Raw genomic sequence first — 23782 nt, forward strand, 5'->3', positions numbered from 1 at the left:
GCCGCCCGATGATGTTCAACAAGTTGGAGAGAGCGTCTTCGCTGCCCGGCGGCGACACGAAAGAAGGCCCGCGCGAGGCGGGCCGGAGGACAAGTTGAAGTTCGATGGATATCGGAATTGAGGGACTTGGGTGGTACCAGTGCAACTGGATTTCCACGCACTCGATTCAACCCATCAGGAGAAGACCGATTTGAACTTCTGCTTGATGTTTTCCCAATCCGCGGAGCGCTCCGCCTTGCGCTCGGCCTTGCTTTCCTCGCGCAGAACCCGGCTTGCTTCGCGCGCGGCGGCAACGGCCGCGGCTTCGGCGGCAAGCACTTCAGCTTCGACCTGCTCTAGAGGGAGGCGCAGCACCTGGCCGCCGAGCTCCTGTGCCGTCGTATCGATCATGGCCGGCGAATCTTCGTCTACCTGCAACAGCAACGCGGCGGTACCGGGCCGAATCAATTGGCTCATGGCTGCAATGACCGATTCGGTGCGCTCCAACTGGCCGAGATCGACCACCGAACCGAACAGCGATCCGCTCGAGAACCCCAGCAGCATGCCGAGCGGCCCGCCGAGAATGCCCACCAGGCCCCCGATCAGCCCGCCGCCGAAGGTGCCCAGGCCCACGGTGTTGCTGTTGCCGTCCTTGACGCTGAATCGTCCGTCCGGCGAACGCTCGAGGACCGCCGCCTGCGAGGCATCGACATGGCTCGAGCTCTTGACGGCCGAGAAGGCCTTGTAGGCCTGGCTCGAATCGGGCCAGGTGATCAGGATGATGTTGGTCGTCATGTCCGTTCCCTCAGTTCTTGGCATAGATGAACACCGGCACTTTGCGCAGCTCCTCCTTGGTCGCGCCCGGAAGCACGAGGATGTTGCCCACGTGCCTGAATTGCGAAACGGGAATCGAGATGCGATGGTCGGCGATGCCCAGGAACTTGCTGGCGTTGACGATCAGGTAGGAGACCGTGCCATCCGGCGCCACGATCAGATCCTCGACCTTGCCGAGGCTCTCGGGCTTGGCCGCATCGTTGCGGACTTCGGCATGGAGGATCGTCTTCTTGACGCTCCAGCCTTTTGCCACGTCGGCCAGCACGCTCTCGCTGACGCCGAAGACCGTGGCGCCTGCCGTCTGCGCCTGCGATGCGATGGGCAACACCATCAGCATGGCCGACAGGACGGTGATCGAAAGATCGGACTTCTTCATAGGACTCCCCTTTGGAAAAACTGGTGATCGATTCGCTGACAGCGATCGCCCCCGAGGCTAGTGAAGCGACTCGCGCAAGACCGCAAGAAATCTTGCAAATTGCGGGTTAGCCCCAGGAAGAAGCGCGGGAGGTCGAGCAGATCCGCTCCCGCCCCGCACGCTTCCCGCAATTCGCTATCGGGAGGTGGTCAAGAAATCATCAATTCGCGATGCGACTCGGGCGCGACACCGGGACGCATGGCGAAGATTTTGTTATTGGCGTTCGAAACAATTTTTCTCGACATGAATCCGCCGCTCATGGTCTTATCAGCTCGTCACACATCGCCAGGCCAGCACTGCGGCTTCCTCGCGACCGGCAAAGGTCGGCGCGCCGAGACCGCTCGTCGCGCGGGGCCTGGCATTCGAAGGCAATGAGGAAAGGAGAGAGATGGGTGAGAGATGTTGGCGCACGAGCAGCAAGCCCGGCGTGCAATCGAGGTCCTCGGCTTCCACGCGGAACATGGCGCGTCGGGCGTTTTCGCGGCACGGTTCGCCGCCATGAGTTCAGAACTCACATCGGATGAACTGGCCGGCATCCATCGAAATGCCTGGTTCGCGACGCTCGACGCATCCGACCGCCGCGCACTCCTGGAGGAAGGAGAGCTTCGGGAATTCCGGGCCGGCGAGTATGTGTTCCATCGCGGGGATCCCGCGGACGGAATCTTCGGTGTCGCCAGTGGAACACTCAAGGCGTCCAGGCTGGGAGCAAATGGCAGCGAGGCCATCCTGTCGCTGGTCGGCCGGGGTTCCTGGTTCGGAGAAGTGTCCAGCATCGACAGGCTTCCGCGTTCTCATGATGTCTGTGTTCTGACGCCCACGCGAATGCTCCATGCGAGGGAGGAGACGATCGAGCGGTTGTTGCTGCGGCCTGGCTTCGCGCGTTCCCTGGCTGCCTTGCAGTGCGCGCACACGCGCGGAATCTTCGAGTTGATGGAAGACGCTCACCTGCGCAGCACCCGTGCGCGAATCGCCCGCCGAATCGAGTACCTCGCGCGGGGTGACGGCGTGCTGAGCGACTCGCCGCGTCGCGTCGTTTCAGTGACTCAAGACACCTTGGCGATGATGCTCGGCCTCACGAGGCAGACCTTGTCCATGGAGCTGCGCGCGATCGCATCGACGGGGGCCATCTCGCTGTCCTACGGCCATATCGCCATCGAATCGCTGGACAAGCTGCGTCTCGTCGACGGTGTCTAGCCACTGGTTGCCGAGGCGGGCCCGGCATCCACCGGAGGGCGGATGGCGCTCACCCGCCCCAGCAGTTCGCGAGACCCCAGGCAACCGTCATCGACTTGTCGCCGGGCTCCCTCTTCTCGGTGATCAGGTTGACACCGGTATCGGTGTTGCCCGTGACCTTGCGTCCGGTGCGCGCATAGGTGTCGGCCGCGTCGAGTCCGTACACGGCCATCATCGCGGGATACTGCTGCGCGGTGGCGGCAATGATGCCGGCGCCCACGTCGCGCACGCCCGGGCAGCCGCCGTCGATCGACACGATCATCGCGTCGTTCGCATTGCCCGCCGACTCGAGTGCTTCGTGCACGCCAGCGGCCGTGGGCTCGTTGATGGTGTAGACCAGGTTGATGTCCGGCGCCGAACGCAGGCACTGGGCCATCGCCGCCTGTCCGCGCGCGCGATCGCCGAGGGAGTTTCCGACACAAACGACCTCTGGAGGGGTTGCAAGGGACGCGAGCGCGGGGCTCGCTCCCGGCAGCCCGAGGCCCGCCAGGAATCCGTTGTGCCGCGCCACGCCGACCGCGTGCGCGTCCGTGCCGATCATGGCGATCTGTGGCCGCTTGTTCGAGAAACGCGCCTTCGCGTACTGGCCGATCATGAAGCCGGCTTCGTAGTTGTTGGTGGCCAGCAGGCCATCGACCACATCGGGCGGGTTCGTCGCGCCATCGAGTGCGAGCACCATCACGCCTTCGCCGCGCGCCTTGCGGATCGCATCGTTGATGGCGGAACCGTTCGGCGTGATGAGCAGGGTCTTCGCGCCGGCCTTGACCATCGACTCGATGGCATCGATCTGCGCCTGCGTATCGCCGTCGTAGCGGCCCGCGGCCGTGAGCAGTTGGATGTTGCGGGTGCGCGCCGCGTCGATGGCCGCGCTCTTCATCGTGACGAAGAAAGGATTCTGCTCCGTCTTGAGGATCAGTCCCACGATCCGGTTCGATGGTGCGCGCATGAAATTCGTCCAGACGAGCGCCATCAGAAGCGCCGCGGCGGTGATGGCAATGCATGCCGCGAGAATCCACCGCGGCTTCGTCTTCGATACGTTGGAATCCGGCCGGCGAGGTGCGCCGTTCTTTTTTCTCATTGAAATACTCCCTGCAAGAAAGAGAAACCGAGGGCCGAGCGCTGCGATGACCGGATTTCGGGGCCGCGCGCGGACTCCTGCTCAGTTCAGCTCGACTGGCCAGCAAGTCGGTTGCCGACTCTGCTTCTGTTGCGAGGGGTTGTCTGATTGCCGCATCGATACCGCCGTCTGGCGTGCGGTCCGGGTCCGTGAAAGATCTCTCATTTATTTCCCCTGATGACAGAAGAAATATTGCACGATAATTTTGGAGATGTATATGAGATTGGTTGTCTTTTGTAGCAGCCGATAACTTCTGCGCATCGAGATGATCGTAATCGGCTCGATGCTATTTTGAGTTGTTGGAACTTAAATTGTCGGAATCGACTCGGTTGATAATTAATTGACCGTGCAATGATGGAATCGTGCTTTCGCTCGATTCCAATGTGTCGATGTCGTGCCGGGACATCCCAATGAAGTGGGGCCCGGCAAGAAGCCCCTGCACACGATCATTCCCGGCTTCGTGACGGTCCCCGATCGAAAGCCGGTGATGGCCTTCGGCGTCATGGGCGGGTTCATGCGGGCGCAAGGCCATGTCCAGATGATGTGCGGGCTCGCGGACTTCTCCCAGAACCCGCAGGCCATGAACGACGCGCCGCGGTTCATGGTCTCGCCGCTCGACGGCAGCGTGAAGCTCGAAGCGCACATGCCCGCGGACGTGGCCGAGGGGCTGCGGGCCAGGGGGCATGCCGTCCAGATCCTGCCGACCGGCCATCTGGATTTCGGTGCCGCGCAACTGGTGCAGCGCGGCGGCGAGGATTTCTACATCGCCGCTTCCGATGGGCGGCGCGACGGCCTGGCCGTCGGCTACTGAGCGTCGGACACGAGTCAGCCCAGCAAGGCCGCGCGCACCGCGTCGAAGCTCGCGCGATCGGCGGTGCAGATCAGCCCGCCGGTCCGGTGCGCGGGCCGGTAGGCCGAGCCGTCGTGATGCGCCGCGTAGCCGCCTGCCTCGCGATGCAGCAGCCAGCCCGCCGCATGGTCCCAGGGCATGAGCTTGTTGTAGAACAGGGCGTCGATGTCGCCCGCGGCCGCGAGCCGGTATTCGTGCGCGGCGCAGCGGAACCAGTTGGTCATGCCCAGGCGCGACAGCCGCGCGTTGACTTCGCTGCGCAGCGGCTCGGGCAGGAAGTTCGTGCCGACGATGGCTTCCATCTTCTCGACGGGCACCGCGGGCGCGACCTGCAATGGATGCCTTGCGCCCGAGGCCGATTCGATCCACGCGCCGCCGCCGCGGATCGCGAAGGCGGTGTCGGCGCGCACCGGGTCGTGGATCGCCGCCGCGATCACCTCGCCGCGCGCGGTCACGGACGCCATCGTTCCGAACAAAGGCAGGCCGCTCGCGAAGTTCTTGGTGCCGTCGAGCGGATCGACGATGAATGCGAGCTCGGCGTCGTCGATGGCCTCGAGCAGTGCCGGGTCGCGCGCGCAGGCCTCCTCGCCGATCAGCACCGCTTCGGGGTGGCGCGCGCGCAAGGCGGCGAGCACCGCGGCCTCGCAGGCCTCGTCGGCGTCGGTCACGATGTCGAAGGACGAGGTCTTGCGCCGGCGGTCGACGGCGTGGACCTTCTGGAAGCGCGGCATGATCTCCTCGCGCGCGGCGTTGGCGAGCAGCGATCCGAGGAACGCGAGGTCGTCGGGGGTGAAAGGCGAGGCGGGCATGCGAGGTACCGAGGAAAGTGGGCTCGCGGGAGCATAAGGGGGTTCTTTCAGCCCCGCTTGAGCACCGGCAACACCTCTTGCGCGAACAGCCGCATCCCGCGCATTGCCACCGCGCGGTCGAGCACCCCGTTGCCATTGAAGACGCAGCGCAGTTGCCCAATGCCGGTGCGCGCGGTAAGGGCCCGTATCTGTTCCAGGCACGAGGCCGGGTCGCCGACGATCGCCTGCGTGCGCAGCACCTCGGCAGGATCGCGCATCGGCAAGGTGCCCGGCGCCTGCCCGCGCAGGATCGCGAAATGCTCGCGCCGCCGATGGAGCAGGGGCAGCAACTCGTCGAATTGCAGCCTTGCCTCGGCCGAGGTCGCGCCGATACAGACATAGCGCGAGAGCGAGGAGCGCGCGAGGAACGAGGTACGTCGCGGCGCCACCGCTTCATCGTCGAGCGCAGCGAAGGCCGCCTCCACATGCGCGAGCTGCGCCGGCTCGGGCGGCTCGAGGCTCAACAGCAGCGGCAGGTCCTCGGCGACGGCGAAGCGCATCGTCTCCTCGGTCGAGCCCGCGATGTACAGCGGCGGTGCCGAAGTCGTGAGGTGGCGGATCTGCTGCGCCTCGAAGCGCCAGGGGCCTTCGCTCGACGACACGCGCTCGCCGCGCAAGGCCGCGATCGCCAGGCGGCAGCCGTGCGCGAAGCGCTCGCGCGTCTGCTGCGGATCGATCTCGAGCGCGCGCAGGGTCGATGCGTCGGTGCCGCGCCCCAGGCCCGCGTCGAAGCGGCCATCGCTCTGCAGCGCCAACTGCGCGATCTCCTCGGCCAGCAGCAGCGGATGGTGCAGCGGTACGACCAGCGCCGAGATGCCGACGCGCAGCCGCTCGGTGCGCGCAAGCAGCGCGGCCGCGAGCAGCAGCGGCGAGGGATAGGGGCCGCCTTCGGCCAGCAGGCGGAATTCATGGAACCACGCGCCGTCGAAGCCCAGCCGCTCGGCCTCCTCGAAGAACGCGAAGAACTCGCGCGACGGGCCGAGCGTGGCCTCGCGCGACCAGCCGGCCAGGTCGATGCGCAATGCAGATGCGGTCATGGCACGGGGGCGGCCGTGAAGAAGCGCAGGCCGCCGCTCGAGAAGGCGGCGATGCCCGGGCCATAGGCCTGCGCCAGGCGTTCGTCGCTGAGCACTTCGGCCGGCGTTCCGGTCGCCACCAGCCGGCCCTGGCCGAGCAGCGCGAGCCGGTCGCACCAGGTGCTGGCGACATGCAGGTCGTGCAGCACCACGAGCACGGCGCGCGTGCGCGCGCTGTCGCGCAGCAGGGCCATCAGGCGGTGGTGGTGCGGAATGTCGAGATGGGCCGCGGGTTCGTCGGCCATCAGCAGGCGCGGGTCGTGCGCGAGCGCGCGCGCCACGCCGACGCGGGCGCGCTCGCCGCCCGACAGCGAGGCATGGCGGCGGTCGATCAGCGCGTCGAGCTCGAAGCGCGCGACCAGCGCGGGATCGGGCGCGCGGCCCGGGCGCTGCAGCTGCAGCATCTCGCGCACCGTCAGGTCCCAATGGCTCTCGCCGTGCTGCGCGACATAGCCGATGTTCTGCGCGAGCTCGGCCGGTTTCCATTGGTCGAGCGCGCGCCCGAGCAGCGCGATGCGGCCCTCGCGCGGGCGCACCCGCCCGAGCGCGGCGCGCAGCAGCGTGGTTTTGCCCGAGCCGTTGGGGCCGACGATGCCGAACAGGCCGCGCTCGGGGATCGCGAGGTCGATGCCGTCGAGCAGGGTACGGCCCGAGGCCTGCACCCGCAGGCCATCGAGGCGCAGGGCGTCGGCCGTCATCCGCGCCTCCACAGCAGCAGCGCGAGGAAGAAGGGGCCGCCGATCAGCGCCGTCAGCAGGCCCGCGGGGATCTCGCTCGGGGCCATGGCCGAGCGCGCCAGCGCATCCACCAGCACCATGAGGGCGCCGCCCGCGATGGCGCAGGGCACGGTGAGACGCGCATGCAGCGGGCCGATCCACCAGCGCATCACGTGCGGCACGATCAGGCCCACGAAGCCGATCAGGCCGCCCCAGCTCACGGCCAGCGCGGTCGCGAGCGAGGCCACGAGCACGGCACGCGCCGAGAACGAGGCGGCGCGCACGCCCATCGCATGGGCCGTGTCCTCGCCCAGGCCGAGCGCGTCGAGGCCGCGGCCCAGCGCGCGCACCAGCAGCACCAGCACCAGCAGCACGGGCGCGAGCACGGCGATCTCGCTGCCCGTGGGCGTCTGCACGCCGCCGAGCTGCCACGAGATGATGGCGCGCAGGTTGGTCGACTCGTCGCCGAACACGATCACGATGAGGCTGCGCAGGGCGGCCAGGATCGCGGCCAGGCCGACGCCCGCGAGCAGCAGGCGGTTGCTCTGCCAGCCACCGCCGAGCCTGCCGGCCAGCAGCACCAGCCAGCTCGCGCCCCAGGCGCCCGCGAAGGCCAGCACCGGCAGGCTCAGCGCGGTGGGCACCAGCGCCGGCAGCAGCAGCGAGACCGCGGCGCCCACGGCCGCGCCGCTGGCGCTGCCGAGCAGATAGGGTTCGGCCAGCGGGTTGCGGAACACGCCCTGGAACACCAGGCCCGCCAGCGACAGGCAGGCGCCGACGAAGAAGGCCCCGGCCACGCGCGGCGCGCGCCACACGCGCACCAGTTCGGCCTGCAGGGTGTCGGCGCCCCACCATTGCGTGGGCCAGACCGTGGCGGCGCCCACGCTCAGCGCGAGCACCACGGCCGCGGCCAGCAGCAGGAGCAGCACGAGCCAGACCGTGGTCGCCGATGCACGTCGGCCGTCGGTGGCGTGCCTCATGCGAAGCGCTCCGGATGCAGCGCGCGTGCGTACTGCTCGACGGCCTCGATCTGGCGCGGGCCGGGAATCAGCTTGTGGCCGCGCTCGAGCACGACCACGCGCTTCGCGCGCACGGCGCGCAGCGTGTGCCAGCCGGGGCGCTGGCCGATCAGCGCCGGATCGCGCGGCACCTGCTGCAGCGAGACGATCACGTCGGGGTCGCGCGCGAAGATCGCCTCGGCGCTGACCTGGGCCGCGCCCTGGAGGTCGGCGAACACGTTGCGCCCGCCGGCCCAGCCCAGCGCGTCGTTGGCATAGTGGCCCGTGCCCACGGTCTGGAAGGCGCCACGCGCGGCAGCGGCCGTTTCGAAGTAGACGCTGCGGCGCGGCGCACCCTCGAGCCGGCGCTCGATCGCGGCCAGCCGCGCCTGCATGTCCTCGCGCACCCGGCGCGCCTGTTCGTCGGCACCGGTCGCGCGGCCGAGCAAGTCGATGTTGCGGAACACCGAGGGCAGGTCGGGATGCGCGAGCACCACGCAGGGCAACTTTGCGCGGTCGAAGGCATCGACCAGCGACAGCGCCGAATGGTGCGAGGGCGTGACCACGAGCAGGTCAGGCTGGAAGGCGGCCACCGCCTCGGCCGAGTAGCCGAGCGCGCCGCCGATGCTGGGCTTGCTGCGCGCATCCTCGGGCCAGCGCACGCGCCCGCCGATGGCCACCACGCGGTCGGCCAGGCCCAGCGCCCAGGCCAGCTCGACGTTGCTCGGGAACACCACCACGATGCGTTGCGGCGCGCGCGGCACGACGACGCGCCGGCCCAGCGCATCGACGAGTTCGCGCGGGAAGCCGCCCGACGGCGCCTCCTCGGCACCCGCGGGCAGAACGGCCGTCATGCACACCATGCCGAGGATCGCGTCGCGCCGGTTCACGCTCAGAAGGTGTAGCGCGCGCGGGCGAACACCGTCCTCGGTGCGCCGGCGTTGCCGGCTTCCTGCGCCGACAGGTCGTCGGCGATGTAGTACTTGTTCGTCAGGTTGTTCACCCCGGCCTGCAGTGTGAGCGAAGGATTGACGCGGTAGGCCACGGCGACGTTGAGCAGCAGGTAGCCGGGCAGCTTCTGCGGATTGACCGCATTGTCGCGGAGGTAGCGGCTGCCCACGTAGCTCGCGGTGCCGGTCACGGCCCAGGCGCCGTGCGCATAGGTCAGGCCCGCGCCCGCGATGTTGTGGGCCGACATGCGCACGCGGTAGCCGCCGAAGTTGGTGCTGCGCGCGCCGCTGTCGGTGTAGGTCTGGAAGTCCTTGAGCCGTGCGTCCTGCCAGGTGTAGTGCAGGTAGCCGTTCCAGCGCGGCGAGAGCTGGAACTGCAACTGCGTTTCGATGCCCTTCGTGCGCGAGGTCGCGTTGCTGAAGACAAAGGAGTCGGGGCCGTTGCGGTAGGAGCGCTGGCCGTCGATCTTCTCGGCCTCGAACAGGCTGACCTGATAGCTCCAGCGGTCGTCCGCCGCGCGGCCCTTCACGCCCACTTCCTTGCTGCGCGTGATCTCGGGCCGTAGGATGTCGGGCACCACCACGCCGCCGCGCGTGTTGAGCGCCACGGCCTGCGGCCGGAAGCCTTCGCTCCAGTTCGCGAACACGGCGTGCGAGGAGGCATCGCCCTGCAGGAACAGCCAGTCCACGCCGGCGCGCGGGCTGGTGTGGCTGCCTTCCTGCGCCGAGATCACCTGCGTGCCTGTGCGGCCGAGCGTCTGCTCGAAGCGGTCGTGACGCACGCCCAGCGTGAAGCCGACCGGGCCGTATTCGAAGCGGTCCTGCAGGTAGACGCTGCGCACCTCCTGGTCGAAGCGCGAGGAGGTGATGCTGCCGCGCACGCCGCGCGGATCGTTGCGCACATTGCTCACGGGGATGTCGTAGAACGGCCCGCGGTAGGTGGGCGCGTTGCTGAAGCTCGGCGAGTCGAGGCCCTGCCAGCCGCGCTCGAGGTTGAAGCCGGCCTGGAACTCGTTGCTCCAGCCCTTGCCCGCCATCAGGTGCGTGGCGGCGAGCTCGTGGTAGACGCCGCGGTCGGCGGTGTAGCTCTCCGAGTAGCCCTTGCTCACGGCCGCGGGCGGCGGAACGATGGTGATGCCGCCCGCGAAGAAGCGGTTGTAGCGCGCGAAGCTGCTCAGGTGGTTGATCGACCAACCGGCGCCGAGCTCGAAGCGGTTCTTCCACGAGAAGGACTGGTAGTCGCCCGTGACGTAGGAGTCGGGAATGCCGTAGTTGTCGCGCGAGGTGATGCCGAAGATCGGCTTGCCGTTGACCAGCGGCACGATCGAGCCGCGGTCGCCGCGCACGCGCGTGTCGTAGAGCTGGAAGCCGGTGGTCCAGTTGCGCGTGACGGCGAAGTCGCCGCCGACCAGCAGGGCCGACTGCGCGCGGCCGGCATCGCGCTGGAAGCCGTTGTAGTCGCTGTTGGCCACGCCCACGTAGAGGTTGCCGCGCTCGAAGTCCCAGCGGTAGCGCAGGCTGCCGTCGAGGCGGCCGTGGCTGCCGATGGTGGCCGTCAGGCTGCCGCCCGCGCGCTCGGGCTTCATGAAGAACTGCGCCACGCCGCCGATCGCGTTCTTGCCGTAGAGCGCCGAGGCCGGGCCCTTGATGAACTCGAGCCGGTCCACCAGGTCGGGCGCGATCAGCGTGATGTCGGCATTGCCCTGCAGCAGGCGCAGCGGCACGCCGTCCATCAGCACCAGCACGTCCTGCGTGTCGCGCAGCCCGCGGGTCTCGAAGCGCGAGTAGTAGTTGCCCTGCGTGCCGTACTGCAGGCCCGGCACGCTGCGCAGCGTGTCCTCGAGCGTGACGGCGCCCACCGCGTCGAGCTGCGCGCGTTCGACCGAATAGGTGGCGAAGGGCAGGCGCAGCGTGTCGGCCTCCTGGCGCGTGGCGGTGGAGATGGTCTTGCGGTCGCTGACGGTGGTGGGCGGCAGCGAGCCGGCGCCCTCGGCATCCTGCGCCGAAGCGACCGAGGCGAGCAGCATGACGCCGGATCCGATGAGGGCTTGGTGGGGTCTGACGCGACCGCGCCTGGAGATGTTGCGCACGTGGGCTTCCTTCGGGCCCGCGCTCCCGCGGGCCATGAGAACAAACCGGGCGCCGATGGATGCTGCAAGCGACCGGGTCCGCGCCCACGCGTGACCGGCCCGGCTTGCCTGCACTCCCGCAGCGACCGAACGAGGCGAAGGCCGGTATCCGGGCTTGCGGAGCGCCGCGAGGCATCGAGCGATGCTTCGCTGCCGCGATCCTCGCCTTCCCATGCCGAGGCACAGTGGCCGCCGGTGCCCGCGAAGGCATCGACTGTGAGGACCGCGAATCCGCCGACCGTTGCGGGGGCAGCGCAGGAATGGGGCCCCGTGGAGCTCGTCACCTGCTTCCCGTTTAACGCCGGTCACGGGACCGGCGCACCTTCGCGCACGCCGGCTTGGGTGATGCTTTCGTTTGCATCGGCCGGCGGGGCGGATTATAGGAGCGGGTCTTGCGCCGCCCGGCGCGAAAAGCTCAGGGCGTGGGCGTGTGTGGCAGCCGCACGGTGAACACCACGTAGCCGTCGTCGTGCGCATAGCCGATGCTGCCGCGGTGCGAGCGCACGATGGCCTGCGCGATGTGCAGCCCCAGGCCCAGTCCGCCCTTGTTGCGCTCGTTGGGCACGCTGCGCTGCTTGAAGGCGCTGAACAAATCGGGCACCAGCGCGGCGTCGATCGGCGGCGCGCGGTTGGCCACGCTGAACACCACGTGCGCGTCGACCTGCTCGAGCCGGACGCGCACCGCCTCGCCGGGCAGGCCGTGGTGGCGCGCATTGCTCACGAGGTTGCCGATCAACTGCGCCATGCGGTCGGGGTCGGCCAGCACGGGCAGCGTCTTGGGTGCCTCCAGCTCGAGCTGCGAGCCGGGGTAGGCGGTGCGCGACTCGTCGACCGCATCTTCCAGCAGCCGTGCCAGGTCGATCTGCGCCGGCACCACCTGCAGGCCCATGCCGGTTTGCAAGCGCGAGGCATCGAGCACCTGGCCGATCAGCCGCGCCATGCGGCTGCTCGAGGTCTGGATGCGCTGGCCCAGCCGCGCGCCGGCGTTGCTGCCGTCGGGCAGGCTGCGCTCGAGCAGCTTGGCCGCCATCGTGATCGACTGCAGCGGGTCGCGCAGGTCGTGGCCGAGCACGGCCAGCAGTTCGGTGCGGGCCTTGAAGGTGTCGGCCAGCCGCGCCGCGCTGGCGCGGATCAGCTCGTCGCGCAGCTGGCGCGCGAAGTCGAGGTCGTTGACGCCCCACGGCACGCTGGTGTCGCGCACCGTTTGCTTCCAGACGTCGAAGGAGCCGCGCGGCGTGAGCCGGGGCCCGAGCGGGCCGCTCACGTAGTGCTTCTCGGGCTTGCCGCCCCAACTGATGGTCTCGACCTGCTCCTTGCGTGCGAGCACCAGCCAGCCGTTGTCGATCGCGTCGAAGCGCAGCGCGAGAAAGCCGCACCACACGCCGCCCAGCGAACGCAGGTTCTCGGGCAGCCGCTCGCGCTCGTGCAGCGCCACGATCTCGTCGCCGTTCGTCGACGCGGTGAGCCACTGGATCAGCGCCGCCGCGGCCTCGCGCGGCATCTCGCCCTCCACGTGCAGCCGCGACTGCTCGGCGATGACCGCCGCCTGCGCGTCGAAGGCATCGGCCAGCGGGCGCGCCAGGCCGATCAATGCGCTGAAGGTGTCCTCGGCATGCAGCACGGCCTCGATCAGCGAGCCGCGCAGTTGCGCCGCGCTCGAGGCCCGGCCCGCCTGCTCGCGCGACAGCAGGCTCTGCACGTTCGAGGCCAGCACCTGCGCGAGCACGTCGCAGGCCATGCGGATCGCGTAGGGCACCTGGTGGGCGCTGCGATGGTGGCAGGCCAGCATGCCCCAGAGCTGGCCGTTGATGACGATCGAGATGCTCATCGACGCGCCCACGCCCATGTTGCGCAGGTACTCGATGTGGATCGGCGACACGCTGCGCAGCGTGCAGTGGCTCATGTCCAGCGGCGGCAGCTGCGGATCGGCCACGTCGAGCCCGACCGGCGCCGACTGCACGTCGGCGATCAGGCGCAGGGTGTTGATCACGTAGAGGCGGCGCGCCTGCGCCGGGATGTCGCTGGCCGGGTAGCGGCGGCCCACGAAGGGCTCGAGCGCCTCGTGGCGGCGCTCGGCCACCACCTCGCCGCTGTCGTCGTGGCGGAAGCGGTAGGCCATCACGCGATCGAAGCCCGTGAGCTGCCGCACGGCTTCCACCGAGAGGTTGAGCAGGCCGTCGATCGAACCCTGGCGCTTGAGCCGGTCCATCGCGCGGTGCGCCTTGAGCGCGAAGTCCGAGACCGCGTCCGCCGAGGCGTCGCGGGCCTCGAACTCGGCCACCAGCTCGTAGCCGATGCGGTGCAGGATCAGGTCGAAGCGGCGCTCGCCGAGCGTCACCTCGAGGTTGATCGGCGAGCCCTCGCCGGTATCGACCGCCACCCCGTTGGCCTCGTGCAGCGCCTCGTGCACCAGCGCGTCGCCCATGAAGTGGCCGGCCGACAGGCGCTCGCCCAGGGCGGGCGCCGTGTCGCCCAGCAGCGCGCGGGCATTGGCGCTCACGCGCGTCAGCGTGAGGGTCGAGGCGTCGAACGCGAACAGCGCGCCATGGTGCTGCACGAGGCCCGGGATGTGGATGGGCTCGCTGTCGCAGTTGGCCAGGGTGACGGGCTGCGTGGGCGTGGGGTGGGACGGCCGTTCCAAGTGGCGGGAGGCGCTGCGCGCGTTGAGGGAGACGAGGGCCACGCTCGGTGCGTGGGCGATGGGAGGACCGATGCGGCATTTTGCCTGACATCGAGGGGGCGCCAACCGGGCCTCGCCGGGCGAAAATGGCGCCGGCGTCCCTGCCCGCACTCCCTGAAAGACAACCTGCATGCAATCTGCCGACGCGGCGACCTTCGACGAGGCCTACTACCGGCGCTACTACTTCGACAAGAAAACGAAGGTGGTCGACCCGCAGCACGCCGAACGCCTCGCGGCCTTCGTCTGTTCCTACCTCAAGTACCTGCGCGTGCCCGTGCGGCGCGTGCTCGACATGGGCTGCGGCATCGGCCACTGGCGCGACGCCATCGGGTTGCATTTTCCGAAGGCCAGCTACCACGGCGTGGAGTTCAGCGAGTACCTGTGCGAGCGCTACGGCTGGGAGCGGGGCTCGGTGGTCGACTACCGTGCCAGGGAACGCTTCGACCTCGTGATCTGCCAGGGCGTGCTGGCCTACCTCGAACCCTCCGACCTCAAGAGCGCGCTGCGCAACCTGGGGTCGCTCAGCGCGGGCGCGCTCTACCTCGAGGCCGTGACGCAGGAGGACTTCGAGCAGGACGTGGTCGACGAGGAGCTCAGCGACCCGCGGCTGTTCCGCCACCGCGCGCAGGTGTACCGGCGCGGGCTGACGCGCGGGTTCAAGGAGATGGGCGGCGGCGTGTGGCTGAGCCGCCAGGCGGATGTGCCGACCTTTGCGCTGGAGTGCGCGGACGCGTAGGCACGCCGTCAGCGCGGGCAGGGGTGCAGGGCCGCCGCCGTCGGTGGCTTACCGCGCCGCGACCTCGTCGACCTCCATGTCTCTCCCGGATATCGCCATGTGTGACAGCATGATGCGGATGATTGGATGATTGGCCTATGCGTTGGAGGGAATCGGCTTGAAGAAGTCGGCGTTGCAGGCCGAGACTTTCTCGGTATTCAACAGGGACTCGCCGATCCATCTGATTTCATCGGGTCGAAATGGCTTCGAAATGGCATTGCCCTCGAATCGAACCCATACGAAACAATTGCGTGCCCTCGAGACGGTGCCTGGTACTCCATTGGCAATGACGAGCGCTCCGCGCCGTGCAGGGACAGCGTATTTTTCTCTGATCTCGGCATAACTCAGGGCGTTTCCTTCTTTGCGCGCCAGTGGCATTCGTCCTTCCTTTTCGAAATCGAAGCAGCGAGCGGCGAAGAGCCGGTCGACGACGGGAGAGGAGGACTGTAGGCGTGGAGGTGGGTTTTAAACTGTCAATAACCTGACAATTATTCCCTCTGGTAAACCCTTGTCTTTTCATCTGCGTGTTGCGCGGGATCCTGGGTCTTCGCTTCCACGTCAGAAGCGGTTGGCCTATGTGATTAAGAAATATAACCTTATTCAATCGCGCGGCCGGGCAATGAAAAATTGTCGCCTAGGTGATGATTTTCGGTAATCCGGCAGGCCGGTAATTCTGTATTTTTATGATTGAGAGACTCGGCAGCTAGCATTTGCAGAACTTGTTCACGACGAATGCCTTGATTGCCAATTGCATCGGGTTTGCACCTAAGCGATCGCAATGGCCCGCACGAAAGAATCCGCTCCCGCAAAAGCACGGGCGTTCTTTTTTCAACCTGCAATCAAGGAGTGCAAGCCATGAGTCAATCTTTCAGCGGCCAACGGGGTCGCTCGTCAATTCTTCGGGCCTTGTCCCTGTCGTGCGCCCTGGCGCTGGCGAGCGCTGCTGTTCCGGCCAGCGCGCAAGAAGCGTCGGCCAGTGAATTCACGAAGGCAAAGTACCCGATCGTGCTCGTGCACGGACTCTTCGGATCCGCAAATACCTGGCCCAAGATCCCCCAGGCACTGAAGGACGGCGGTGCGACCGTCTACACGGTGACGGTGTCTGCCGCCAACAGCACGGAGGTGCGCGGGGAACAGCTTCGCAAGCAGGTCGAGATCATTCGCGCACTCACCGGCAAGGACAAGGTCAACCTCATCGGCCACTCGCACGGCGGGCCGACGGTGCGTTACGTCGCGGGGGTGGCGCCGGACTGGGTTGCATCGGTGATCACGATCGCGGGGCCGCACAAGGGCGCGCCGGGGGCCGATGAAAAACTGAAGGAGTTCGACGCAGCCAATTGGCTGCAGCAACAAGCGGAGTTGGGGGCAAACAATCTCCTTGGCAAGTCGATCAGCGACGGTGCACCCGGCGATATTCCGCTCCGTCCATTCAACCCGTTCGGGCTGTTCGGGTTGCCGCAGGATGCACAGGCGGCGGCCAAGTCGCTGAGCACCGCGGGCGCCGCCGAGTTCACGAAGAAGTTTCCGCAAGGAATGGCACTCGATGCGCAGGGCAAGGCCACCGGTTGCGCCGATGGCCCGGCGCTGGTCAACGGCGTGCGCTACTACTCGTGGAGCGGTACCAAGACCATCAACGAATCCGCCGAAGGCAACCCTTTGCTGAAATTCCTTCTCGGTGTCGGCGGAATCTCGCGCGACCTGTTCGGAAATGCGGAGAACGACGGCCTGGTAGGCGTGTGCTCCTCGAAGCTGGGCGAGAGCCTCGGGAACCAGCCGCTCAATCACCTGCAGGAGGTCAACGTGGATCTGGGCCTGCGGGACCCGAACGCGCCCGATGTGCCTTCGCTGTACCGCATGCATGTCAACAAGCTGCGGCAAGCCGGCCTGTGACGCCACGCTGGCCTGTCTCGATCGCCGCCGTGCTGGCGGCGGCGGCTGGCGCCTGGTGGCTGGCCGGTCCCGCGCCGGCCGGTGACCCGGGCCCTTCGAACGCGGCTGTGCCATCGGTCGCTTCGTTGCAATCGACGGTGCCGGCTGCCGATGGCGCGATCGACGCCGCGACACCGGCCCCGATCGCCGACAGCTTCCTGACGCCCGATCTGCGCTACCGCATCGGCGATCTGCTGCTCGCCGCCAACCCGCGGGGCGAGCGCTTGAGCCCCGAGGCATGGAAAGCCCGGGTCGAGGCCGTGGTGGCAACGCGCTTTTGGCCCGCGGAAGCCGCGCGCGCCCGCGCCTTGCTGGGCCGCTACATCGACTATCAGTCGGCGTTGAGCGCGCAGGCGGTGTCAGGGCCCGCGGCGGGCGACCCGCATGCGCTGCGCCAGGCGTTCGAGGCGCGTCGGCGGGTGCGCCAGCAGCACTTCATGCCCGACGAGTACGAGGCGCTCTTCGGCCAGGACGATGAACTCGACCTCTACAACCTCGCGCGCATGGAGATCGAGGGCAATGCGGGCCTGACGCCCGAGCAGCGCAAGGCGGCGCTGGAGGACAACGAGCGCAGCCTCGGCGAACCGGAGCGCGCGCTGCGCGCCGAGAACAGCGTGCCGTCGCAGATCGCCGCCCAGACCGATGCTTTCGAGGCCAGCGGCGCCAGCGATCAGGAGCGCTTCGCGCAGCGCAGTGCCACCTACGGCGTCGAGGCGGCGCAGCGCCTGGGACAGGTCGATCGCGACGAGCGCGATTGGCGCGGGAGGCTCACGCAATACGCGGACGCGCAGGCCGCGCTGCGGGCAGGCGGAATGGACGCTCAATCCCTTGACCGGCTGAGGGCGCAGCTGTTCACGCCGACCGAGCAACTGAGGTTGGATGCCGCATTGCAGCTTCGCGAGCCGGCTCCGTCCACGGCACTGCCGCGCCAGTGACGATGCCGGCCATGGACGACGACCGCCTGAAACCCGAGGAACGGGAGGTGATCGACAGGAATCGATGGTTCTCCTCGCTGTCGCCCGCCTTGCGCCACGACATCCTTCGGCGCGCCTTCGTCAAGCGCTTCAAGCACGGCGAGCCGCTCTCGTTGCGCGGCGATCCGCCGCGGCAGTGGGCCGCGTGCCTGCAGGGCGCGGTGCGGATCGGCTCGACCACCGCCTCGGGCAAGGCCATCACGCTCACCTATGTGGAGCCGGGCATCTGGTTCGGCGACATCTCGGTGTTCGACGGCAAGCCGAACACCCACGATGCGCACGCGCACGGCAAGACGGCGGTCCTCTACGTGGCCCGGCAGGACTTCCTCGACATCCTCGAGGCCCACCCCGAGCTCCACGGGGCCTTGATGCGCTTGCAGGCCAGTCGCGTGCGCATGCTCTTCAGGCTGATCGAGGACTTCAACCTGCTCTCGCTGCGGGCGCGGGTGGCCAAGCAGTTGATGTACCTGATGCGCGGTCCCGGCGCGCCCGGGAACGCCAGCGATCCGGCGACGAGCATCCGCCTCCAGCTGTCGCAGCAGGAACTGGCGCAACTGCTCGGCGCCTTGCGGCAGCCGGTGAACATGGAACTGAAGGCCATGGAGCACGAGGGCGTCATCCGCATCGAGTTCAGCGCCGTCATGGTGCTCGACAAGGGCGCGTTGGGTCGCATCGCCAACAGCGAGGCATAGGCCGCGCGCGGCGCGAGCTCAAGGCTCGGCGAAGAACTGGCTCGGCGTCTGCCCGAAGTGCTTGCGGAACATGGTGGCGAAGGCGCCGGGGCTGTCGTAGCCCAGGCGCAGCGCGATGTCGATGATCTTCTCGCCGCCGGCCAGCAGTTCCAGCGCGCGCAGCAGTCGGGCCTGCTGGCGCCACTGGCCGAAGGTCATGCCGGTCTCCTTCGCGAACAGGCGCTGGATGGTCTTCACGTCGAGCGACAGCCGTTCGGCCCAGTCGGCCAGCGTGGAGGCATCGTCCAGGCGCTGCTGCAGCCGCTCGCAGATGCGCAAGAGCCGCGGGTCGGCGGGCATCTGCAGGTGCAGCGGCAGCACCGGCAGGCCGCGCAGCTCATCGAGGATGAAGCGCATCAGCCGGCCGTCGCGGGTGCCGGGCGCATAGGGCTGCTTCACCTCCATCGCCGCGCGGATCAGCTCGCGCAGCAGCGGCGGAATGCCCACGGCCTGCGTGGTCGTCAGGGTGCGGGGCGCGACCTCGGGCTTTACCAGCAGGCTGCGCATGTGGACCTCGCCGACGCAGCGGATCTCGTGCGCCATGCCCGCGGCCATCCAGATGGCACGCGTGGGCGGCACCACCCAGCGGCCGGTCTCGGCCTGCACCACCATCACGCCGCGCAGGGCATAGATGAGCTGGTGCTTGGTGTGCCGGTGCGACTTGATGTGCCAGCCGGCCGGGTAGTCGGTGGCACGGCCCGCGATCGGCGAGGACTCGCCCTCGATCTCGCGCAACACCTCGGGCAATGACTTGGGACGGCGCGGGTGGTTCATGTCCTTTTCGCGAAAGGTGTTGGTCGGTTGGCGCAAGACAGGCGAGGCGCATCCTCCCATAATTCCGAGGCGCCGGCGGCCCGTTCCTCCCGAACTCGCGCCCCTCGTGCCGGCCGGTCCCGTCTCCCCCGTGTGAAAGTCCCCCATGCCGCCTTCCGCGACCGCCCCCATCGAATCCCAGGCCACGCCCGCGAGCGTTGCCGCCGCCAGTCCCGCCAAGGCCAAGCCCGCCTTCGGCATCCTGGGCGCCATCAGCAGCGCGCACATGGTCAACGACATGATGCAGTCGCTGATCCTCGCGATGTACCCGATCCTCAAGGGCGCGTTCTCGCTGAGCTTCGCGCAGATCGGCCTGATCACGCTGACCTACCAGCTGACGGCCTCGCTGCTGCAGCCGTTGATCGGCCTGTTCACCGACCGGCGTCCGCAGCCCTACTCGCTGCCCATCGGCATGACGGCCACGCTCATCGGCCTGCTGCTGCTGGCCTTCGCGCCCAGCTTCGGCATCGTGCTGCTGGCCGCGGCCTTCGTGGGGCTCGGCTCGTCGATCTTCCATCCGGAGTCCTCGCGCATCGCGCGGCTCGCCTCGGGCGGCCAGCACGGGCTCGCGCAGTCGGTGTTCCAGGTCGGCGGCAACCTCGGCACGGCCATCGGGCCGCTGCTCGCGGCCGCGGTCATCGTGCCCTTCGGCCAGCACAGCGTGGCCTGGTTCGGCCTGGCCGCGCTGCTGGGCATCGGCCTGCTGCTGCAGGTGAGCCGCTGGTATGCCTTCCATCACGTCACGGCCGGCGTGCGCAAGAAGGGCGCGGTCGAGTCGCCCTATTCGCGCCGGGTGGTGCTGGGCGCCGTCACTGTGCTGCTGGTGCTGATCTTCTCGAAGTACTTCTACGTCGCGGGCATCAGCAGCTTCTACACCTTCTACCTGATGGACCGCTTCGGCCTCACGGTGCAGAGCGCGCAGTTGCACCTGTTCTTCTTCCTGTTCGCCTCGGCCGTGGGTACGGTGCTCGGCGGGCCGGTCGGCGACCGCATCGGCCGCAAGCCGGTGATCTGGGTGTCGATCCTGGGCGTGGCGCCGTTCGCGCTGCTGCTGCCGCACGCGGACCTGTTCTGGACCACCACGCTGACCATCGTCATCGGGCTGGTGCTGTCCTCGGCCTTCTCGGCCATCCTCGTCTACGCGCAGGAGCTGATGCCGGGCAAGGTCGGCATGGTCTCGGGGCTGTTCTTCGGCTTCGCCTTCGGCATGGGCGGCCTGGGCGCCGCGGTGCTGGGCCTGCTGGCCGACCACACCAGCATCGCCTTCGTCTACCAGGCGATCGCCTACCTGCCGCTGCTCGGCGTGGTCGCGGCGCTGTTGCCCGGAAAATCGCGCAAGTCATAGCTCCCCCCTTGTCCGCCGCATGCCCTCCACCCGAACCTTTCGCGGCGCCGATGCGCTGATCGAATGCCTGCGCGCGGCCCGCGTCGCGCGCATCTTCACGCTCTCGGGCAACCACGTCATGCCGGTGTTCGACGCGGCCTTCGGCTCGGGCATCGAACTCGTGCACGTGCGCCACGAGGCCAGCACCGTGCACATGGCCGATGCCTGGTCGCGCGTATCGGGCGAGGTTGGCATCGCGCTCGTTACCGGCGGTCCCGGCCATGCGAACGCCGTGGCCGCGCTCTATACCGCGCAGATGGCCGAGGCGCCGGTGGTGCTGCTGTCGGGCCATGCGCCGAACGACCAGTTGGGCCAGGGCGCGTTCCAGGAGATGCGCCAGGCCGAGATGGCCGAGCCGGTCTGCAAGGCCTCGTGGTGCTGCGCCAGTGCAGACGCGGTGGCGGGCGATGTGGCCAAGGCCATCCGTATCGCGAAGTCGGGGCGGCCCGGCCCGGTGCACCTGAGCCTGCCGAGCGATGTGCTCGAGGGCGCGGCCACCGTGCCCGCTTTCGGCCCTGAAGCCTTCGCGCCCGAGCCGCGGTTGCTGGACCCGGCGCTCGCGACCGAGCTGGCCCGGCAGCTCGCCGACGCCGAGCGCCCGCTGATCCTCGCGGGACCATCCTGCCTCACGCGCGATGGGCGCGCGCTGATCGCCGCGCTGGAGCAGGCCACGGGCGTGCCGGTCGCCGGCATGGAGAGCCCGCGTGGCATCGGTGACGCGAGCCTCGGCGCGTTCGCGCAGCTGCTGGCGCGCGCGGACTGCGTGCTGCTGCTGGGCAAGCGTCTCGACTTCACGCTGAAGTTCGGCACCGCGTTGGCGGCCGATGCGCAGGTCCACCAGATCGACGCCGATGTGGATGAACTCGCGCGCAGCCGCCGTGCCCTCGGCGAGCGCCTGCGCACCGAAGCGCAGGCCGATGCCTGGCCGGCGATGCGGACGCTGACAGCGGCCGCGGCCGGCGCGAGGGATCCGTCGTGGCTGCGGGAAGCGCATGCATGGCTGGCCTACCGCCCCGCGGCCTGGGACGACGCACGCGCCTCGCTGCCGCAGCGCCTGCACCCGGTGCAGATGCTGCGGCCGCTGCAGGCCCTGCTCGACAGCCATCCCGAGTCGGTGCTGGTCTGCGATGGCGGCGAAATCGGCCAGTGGGCCATGGCCTGCCTGAGCGCGCCACACCGCGTCAACAACGGCGTGGCGGGCGCGATCGGCGCCGGACTTGCCTATGCGCTCGGCGCGCGCTGCGCGCAGCCCGAGGCGCCGGTGATCGCCGTCATGGGCGACGGCACCGTGGGCTTCCACATCGCCGAGTTCGACACCGCCATCCGGCACCGCCTGCCCTTCGTGGCGGTGGTGGGCAACGATTCGCGCTGGAACGCCGAATACCAGATCCAGCTGCGCGACTACGGGCCCGAGCGGCTGATCGGCTGCGAGCTGCAGCCCACGCGCTACGACGCGGTGGCGCAGGCCTTCGGCGCGCACGGCGAACTCGTCACCGAGGCCGATGCATTGCCCGACGCGGCACGGCGCGCCATGGCGAGCGGCAAGCCCGCCTGCCTCAACGTGATGATCGAGGGCCTGCCCGCGCCGCAGATCCGGCGCGAGGGTTGAGGCGTCGCGGGCCACGGGCGCCCGAAGTCAGTCGATTGGCGCCGCAGGGATAGTGCGGGCCATTCCAGCGCGATCAAGAATTTCACGGCCTCTGGAAGAAGGCGTGGTCCCCGCTCCGGCTCAGGCGTGGGGTCTTGTGAATTCGAACCGATCACGTTGGAGACACATCTTGACCAAGACAGAGAACCTCGCGCGGTGGATCCGCGCGCTGCTCGTGGCGCTGGCCTGCGGCGCACTCGCCTCGTGGACCCAGGCGGCCACCGACATTGCCAACACCCTCGTGCGCACCTGCTCGAACCAGCTCGATGGTTCGCAGTACAGCGACGCCGTGCTCAATGATTTCCGCGGCAGCCGCTTCCCTTCGCCGAAGACCGGCGGCTTCAAGGTCACGTCCGTCCAGCAGGTCTGGCTCGCGCTGCCGGCCTACTGCCTGGTCAAGGGCACGATCCAGCCTACCTCGCCCGGCGGCGTCGACCCGGCCGTGAAGGACCCGAGCCACCGTGTGCGCGACATCAACTACCAGATCTACATCCCGGCGCAGTGGAACGGCAAGTTCGTGCAGCTCGGCGGCGGTGGCTTCGCCTGGAAGTCCGACGTGGTCGCCGCCGGCACGCAGACCAGCCAGCAGTTCGCGCTGCCGCTGCAGGGCATGGCACTGGCCAACTACGCCGTGGTGCTCAGCGACGCGGGCGCCGACGGCTCGAACGGCGCCTTCGATCCCGACTTCGTGCGCCCGGGCCGCAATCTCGCCGATGTCGCGAAGCAGGAGATGGTGAAGAACTTCGGGCAGGACTCGATCAAGAAATCGCTCGACGTCGGCCTGTACCTGCTCAAGAAGCTCACCGGTGCCGCGCCCACCGACACCTACTTCGTCGGCATCTCCACCGGCGGCCGGCAGGCGCTCAAGGCCATCGCCAACTGGCCCGACGCGTATGACGGTGTCGTCGCGGGCGCGCCGCCGGTCGACGAGACCAACCTGCTGAAGACCTTGCAGGTGCCCGACGCGGTCAACGACTGGACGACCAACTGGGCCAGCGCCTCGGCCATGCTCACCAGCCTGTTCGGCCAGGACGTGTCGCCCCAGACCCTGAGCGACGGCATGGGCGCGACCTCGCGCTACCTGGCGGACGTCGCGATCGAATCGGGCGCCGACTACGACGGCTACCACCGTCTGCTCGACCAACTGGCCCCGGTGTGGAACGTGCGGCCCGACGAGCTCGTGCCCTTCCTGCGGATGTCGGCTCGGCAGAAGCGGGACGGCGGCAAGGGCAAGAAGATCGTGATCTACCAGGGCACCTCCGATTTCCTCGTGCCCTGCACGCAGGCCGGCGAATTCGTCAGGCAGTTGAACGGCCTGCCCGCAGGCGGCCAGGTCGCGGCCGCCGACATCCGCAACACCGTGCGCGCCTATTTCGTCGAGGACTACAGCCACGGCTTCTACAACACGAATGCGGTGCTCAAGCGGCTCGGCCTCACGCCCCTGCAGTTGAACTGGAACGCGCTGGCCGATCTCGACCGCTGGGTGCACGACGACCAGGCTCGGGGTGGGGCGCCTTCGCTGGCGCGCAATGCTTCGGGGGAGATTCCGACGGGGCAGGCATTGAGTGCGTGGAGGTGTGTGGCGGCGCCCTGAGCAGCAGCGGTTCAAGCCTCGAACACCCATCGATCCGCACCGGATCGGCAGGCTCTGTGAATGTTCCTTAATTTCGTCAAATGATGGAAAATGACGAAAAAACGGAACA

General features: G+C 68.4%; 21 protein-coding genes and 1 riboswitch. Of the genes, 9 read left to right on the forward strand and 12 right to left on the reverse strand.

The features are described 5' to 3' along the window. Positions 1-174: 174 nt before the first annotated feature. A complete protein-coding gene (locus KV106_RS34335; protein ID WP_261216138.1) occupies positions 175-774 on the reverse strand; it encodes a DUF1269 domain-containing protein in 600 nt (199 codons plus the stop codon). 10 nt (positions 775-784) lie between these two features. Beyond that, a complete protein-coding gene (locus KV106_RS34340) occupies positions 785-1189 on the reverse strand; it encodes a PRC-barrel domain-containing protein (RefSeq protein ID WP_261216141.1) in 405 nt (134 codons plus the stop codon). A gap of 438 nt (positions 1190-1627) precedes the next feature. Here KV106_RS34340 and KV106_RS34345 point away from each other — a divergent pair, with 438 nt between their 5' ends. Beyond that, the gene (locus KV106_RS34345; protein ID WP_261216143.1) at positions 1628-2422 is read left to right on the forward strand and encodes a Crp/Fnr family transcriptional regulator; all 795 of its coding nucleotides are present in this window, start codon (positions 1628-1630) and stop codon (positions 2420-2422) included. A gap of 49 nt (positions 2423-2471) precedes the next feature. Here KV106_RS34345 and KV106_RS34350 read toward each other — a convergent pair whose 3' ends face one another. Beyond that, the gene (locus KV106_RS34350; RefSeq protein ID WP_261216145.1) at positions 2472-3539 is read right to left on the reverse strand and encodes a substrate-binding domain-containing protein; all 1068 of its coding nucleotides are present in this window, start codon (positions 3537-3539) and stop codon (positions 2472-2474) included. 433 nt (positions 3540-3972) lie between these two features. Between KV106_RS34350 and KV106_RS34355 the strand changes: the two genes are divergently transcribed. Beyond that, entirely contained in the window at positions 3973-4389 is a 417-nt protein-coding gene (locus tag KV106_RS34355) for a gamma-glutamyltransferase (RefSeq protein ID WP_261216147.1), read from the forward strand. A gap of 14 nt (positions 4390-4403) precedes the next feature. Here KV106_RS34355 and KV106_RS34360 read toward each other — a convergent pair whose 3' ends face one another. From KV106_RS34360 to KV106_RS34390, 7 genes are all read right to left on the reverse strand, one after another. Beyond that, on the reverse strand, positions 4404-5237 hold the full coding sequence (locus KV106_RS34360; RefSeq protein ID WP_261216150.1) for an inositol monophosphatase family protein: 834 nt from the start codon (positions 5235-5237) through the stop codon (positions 4404-4406). A gap of 47 nt (positions 5238-5284) precedes the next feature. Beyond that, positions 5285-6313, reverse strand: a complete 1029-nt coding sequence (locus KV106_RS34365; protein WP_261216164.1) for an LLM class flavin-dependent oxidoreductase — start codon at positions 6311-6313, stop codon at positions 5285-5287. Next, complete coding sequence (locus tag KV106_RS34370) at positions 6310-7050, reverse strand: ABC transporter ATP-binding protein (protein WP_261216166.1); 741 nt, start codon at positions 7048-7050, stop codon at positions 6310-6312. The genes KV106_RS34365 and KV106_RS34370 overlap by 4 nt, the downstream gene beginning before the upstream one ends. Then, positions 7047-8048 carry a FecCD family ABC transporter permease gene (locus tag KV106_RS34375; protein ID WP_261216167.1) on the reverse strand — a complete coding sequence of 334 codons (1002 nt, stop codon included), beginning with the start codon at positions 8046-8048 and terminating at the stop codon, positions 7047-7049. The genes KV106_RS34370 and KV106_RS34375 overlap by 4 nt, the downstream gene beginning before the upstream one ends. Then, positions 8045-8956: an ABC transporter substrate-binding protein gene (locus tag KV106_RS34380; protein ID WP_261216169.1), complete on the reverse strand. Its 912-nt coding sequence runs from the start codon at positions 8954-8956 to the stop codon at positions 8045-8047. The genes KV106_RS34375 and KV106_RS34380 overlap by 4 nt, the downstream gene beginning before the upstream one ends. A gap of 2 nt (positions 8957-8958) precedes the next feature. Further along, on the reverse strand, positions 8959-11043 hold the full coding sequence (locus KV106_RS34385) for a TonB-dependent siderophore receptor (RefSeq protein ID WP_261216170.1): 2085 nt from the start codon (positions 11041-11043) through the stop codon (positions 8959-8961). Between the two features lie 186 nt (positions 11044-11229). Continuing rightward, positions 11230-11486: riboswitch (cobalamin riboswitch) on the reverse strand. Positions 11487-11560: 74 nt separating this feature from the next. Continuing rightward, on the reverse strand, positions 11561-13828 hold the full coding sequence (locus KV106_RS34390; RefSeq protein WP_261216172.1) for an ATP-binding protein: 2268 nt from the start codon (positions 13826-13828) through the stop codon (positions 11561-11563). 127 nt (positions 13829-13955) lie between these two features. Between KV106_RS34390 and KV106_RS34395 the strand changes: the two genes are divergently transcribed. Beyond that, a complete protein-coding gene (locus KV106_RS34395; protein WP_261216174.1) occupies positions 13956-14561 on the forward strand; it encodes a class I SAM-dependent methyltransferase in 606 nt (201 codons plus the stop codon). Between the two features lie 135 nt (positions 14562-14696). Here the strand turns inward: KV106_RS34395 and KV106_RS34400 are convergent, their stop codons facing one another. After that, entirely contained in the window at positions 14697-14978 is a 282-nt protein-coding gene (locus KV106_RS34400; protein ID WP_261216176.1) for a hypothetical protein, read from the reverse strand. Positions 14979-15455: 477 nt separating this feature from the next. On the opposite strand from KV106_RS34400, the gene KV106_RS34405 reads away from it, so the two are divergent. The 3 genes from KV106_RS34405 to KV106_RS34415 are packed head-to-tail and all read left to right on the forward strand — an operon-like array spanning position 15456 to position 18195. Then, the gene (locus KV106_RS34405; protein ID WP_064262187.1) at positions 15456-16490 is read left to right on the forward strand and encodes a lipase family alpha/beta hydrolase; all 1035 of its coding nucleotides are present in this window, start codon (positions 15456-15458) and stop codon (positions 16488-16490) included. Continuing rightward, entirely contained in the window at positions 16487-17464 is a 978-nt protein-coding gene (locus tag KV106_RS34410; protein WP_261216179.1) for a lipase secretion chaperone, read from the forward strand. The genes KV106_RS34405 and KV106_RS34410 overlap by 4 nt, the downstream gene beginning before the upstream one ends. An 11-nt stretch (positions 17465-17475) precedes the next feature. Further along, a complete protein-coding gene (locus KV106_RS34415; protein ID WP_261216181.1) occupies positions 17476-18195 on the forward strand; it encodes a Crp/Fnr family transcriptional regulator in 720 nt (239 codons plus the stop codon). A gap of 18 nt (positions 18196-18213) precedes the next feature. Here the strand turns inward: KV106_RS34415 and KV106_RS34420 are convergent, their stop codons facing one another. Next, positions 18214-19008: an AraC family transcriptional regulator gene (locus KV106_RS34420; RefSeq protein ID WP_261216183.1), complete on the reverse strand. Its 795-nt coding sequence runs from the start codon at positions 19006-19008 to the stop codon at positions 18214-18216. 145 nt (positions 19009-19153) lie between these two features. On the opposite strand from KV106_RS34420, the gene KV106_RS34425 reads away from it, so the two are divergent. From KV106_RS34425 to KV106_RS34435, 3 genes are all read left to right on the forward strand, one after another. Further along, positions 19154-20392, forward strand: a complete 1239-nt coding sequence (locus KV106_RS34425; protein WP_261216184.1) for an MFS transporter — start codon at positions 19154-19156, stop codon at positions 20390-20392. Positions 20393-20411: 19 nt separating this feature from the next. Then, positions 20412-22040, forward strand: a complete 1629-nt coding sequence (locus tag KV106_RS34430) for a thiamine pyrophosphate-binding protein (RefSeq protein ID WP_261216185.1) — start codon at positions 20412-20414, stop codon at positions 22038-22040. A 169-nt stretch (positions 22041-22209) separates the two neighbouring features. Beyond that, positions 22210-23673 carry a tannase/feruloyl esterase family alpha/beta hydrolase gene (locus tag KV106_RS34435; RefSeq protein ID WP_261216187.1) on the forward strand — a complete coding sequence of 488 codons (1464 nt, stop codon included), beginning with the start codon at positions 22210-22212 and terminating at the stop codon, positions 23671-23673. Positions 23674-23782: the final 109 nt, after the last annotated feature.

Source organism: Variovorax endophyticus (assembly GCF_025376855.1).
Lineage (GTDB): Bacteria > Pseudomonadota > Gammaproteobacteria > Burkholderiales > Burkholderiaceae_C > Variovorax.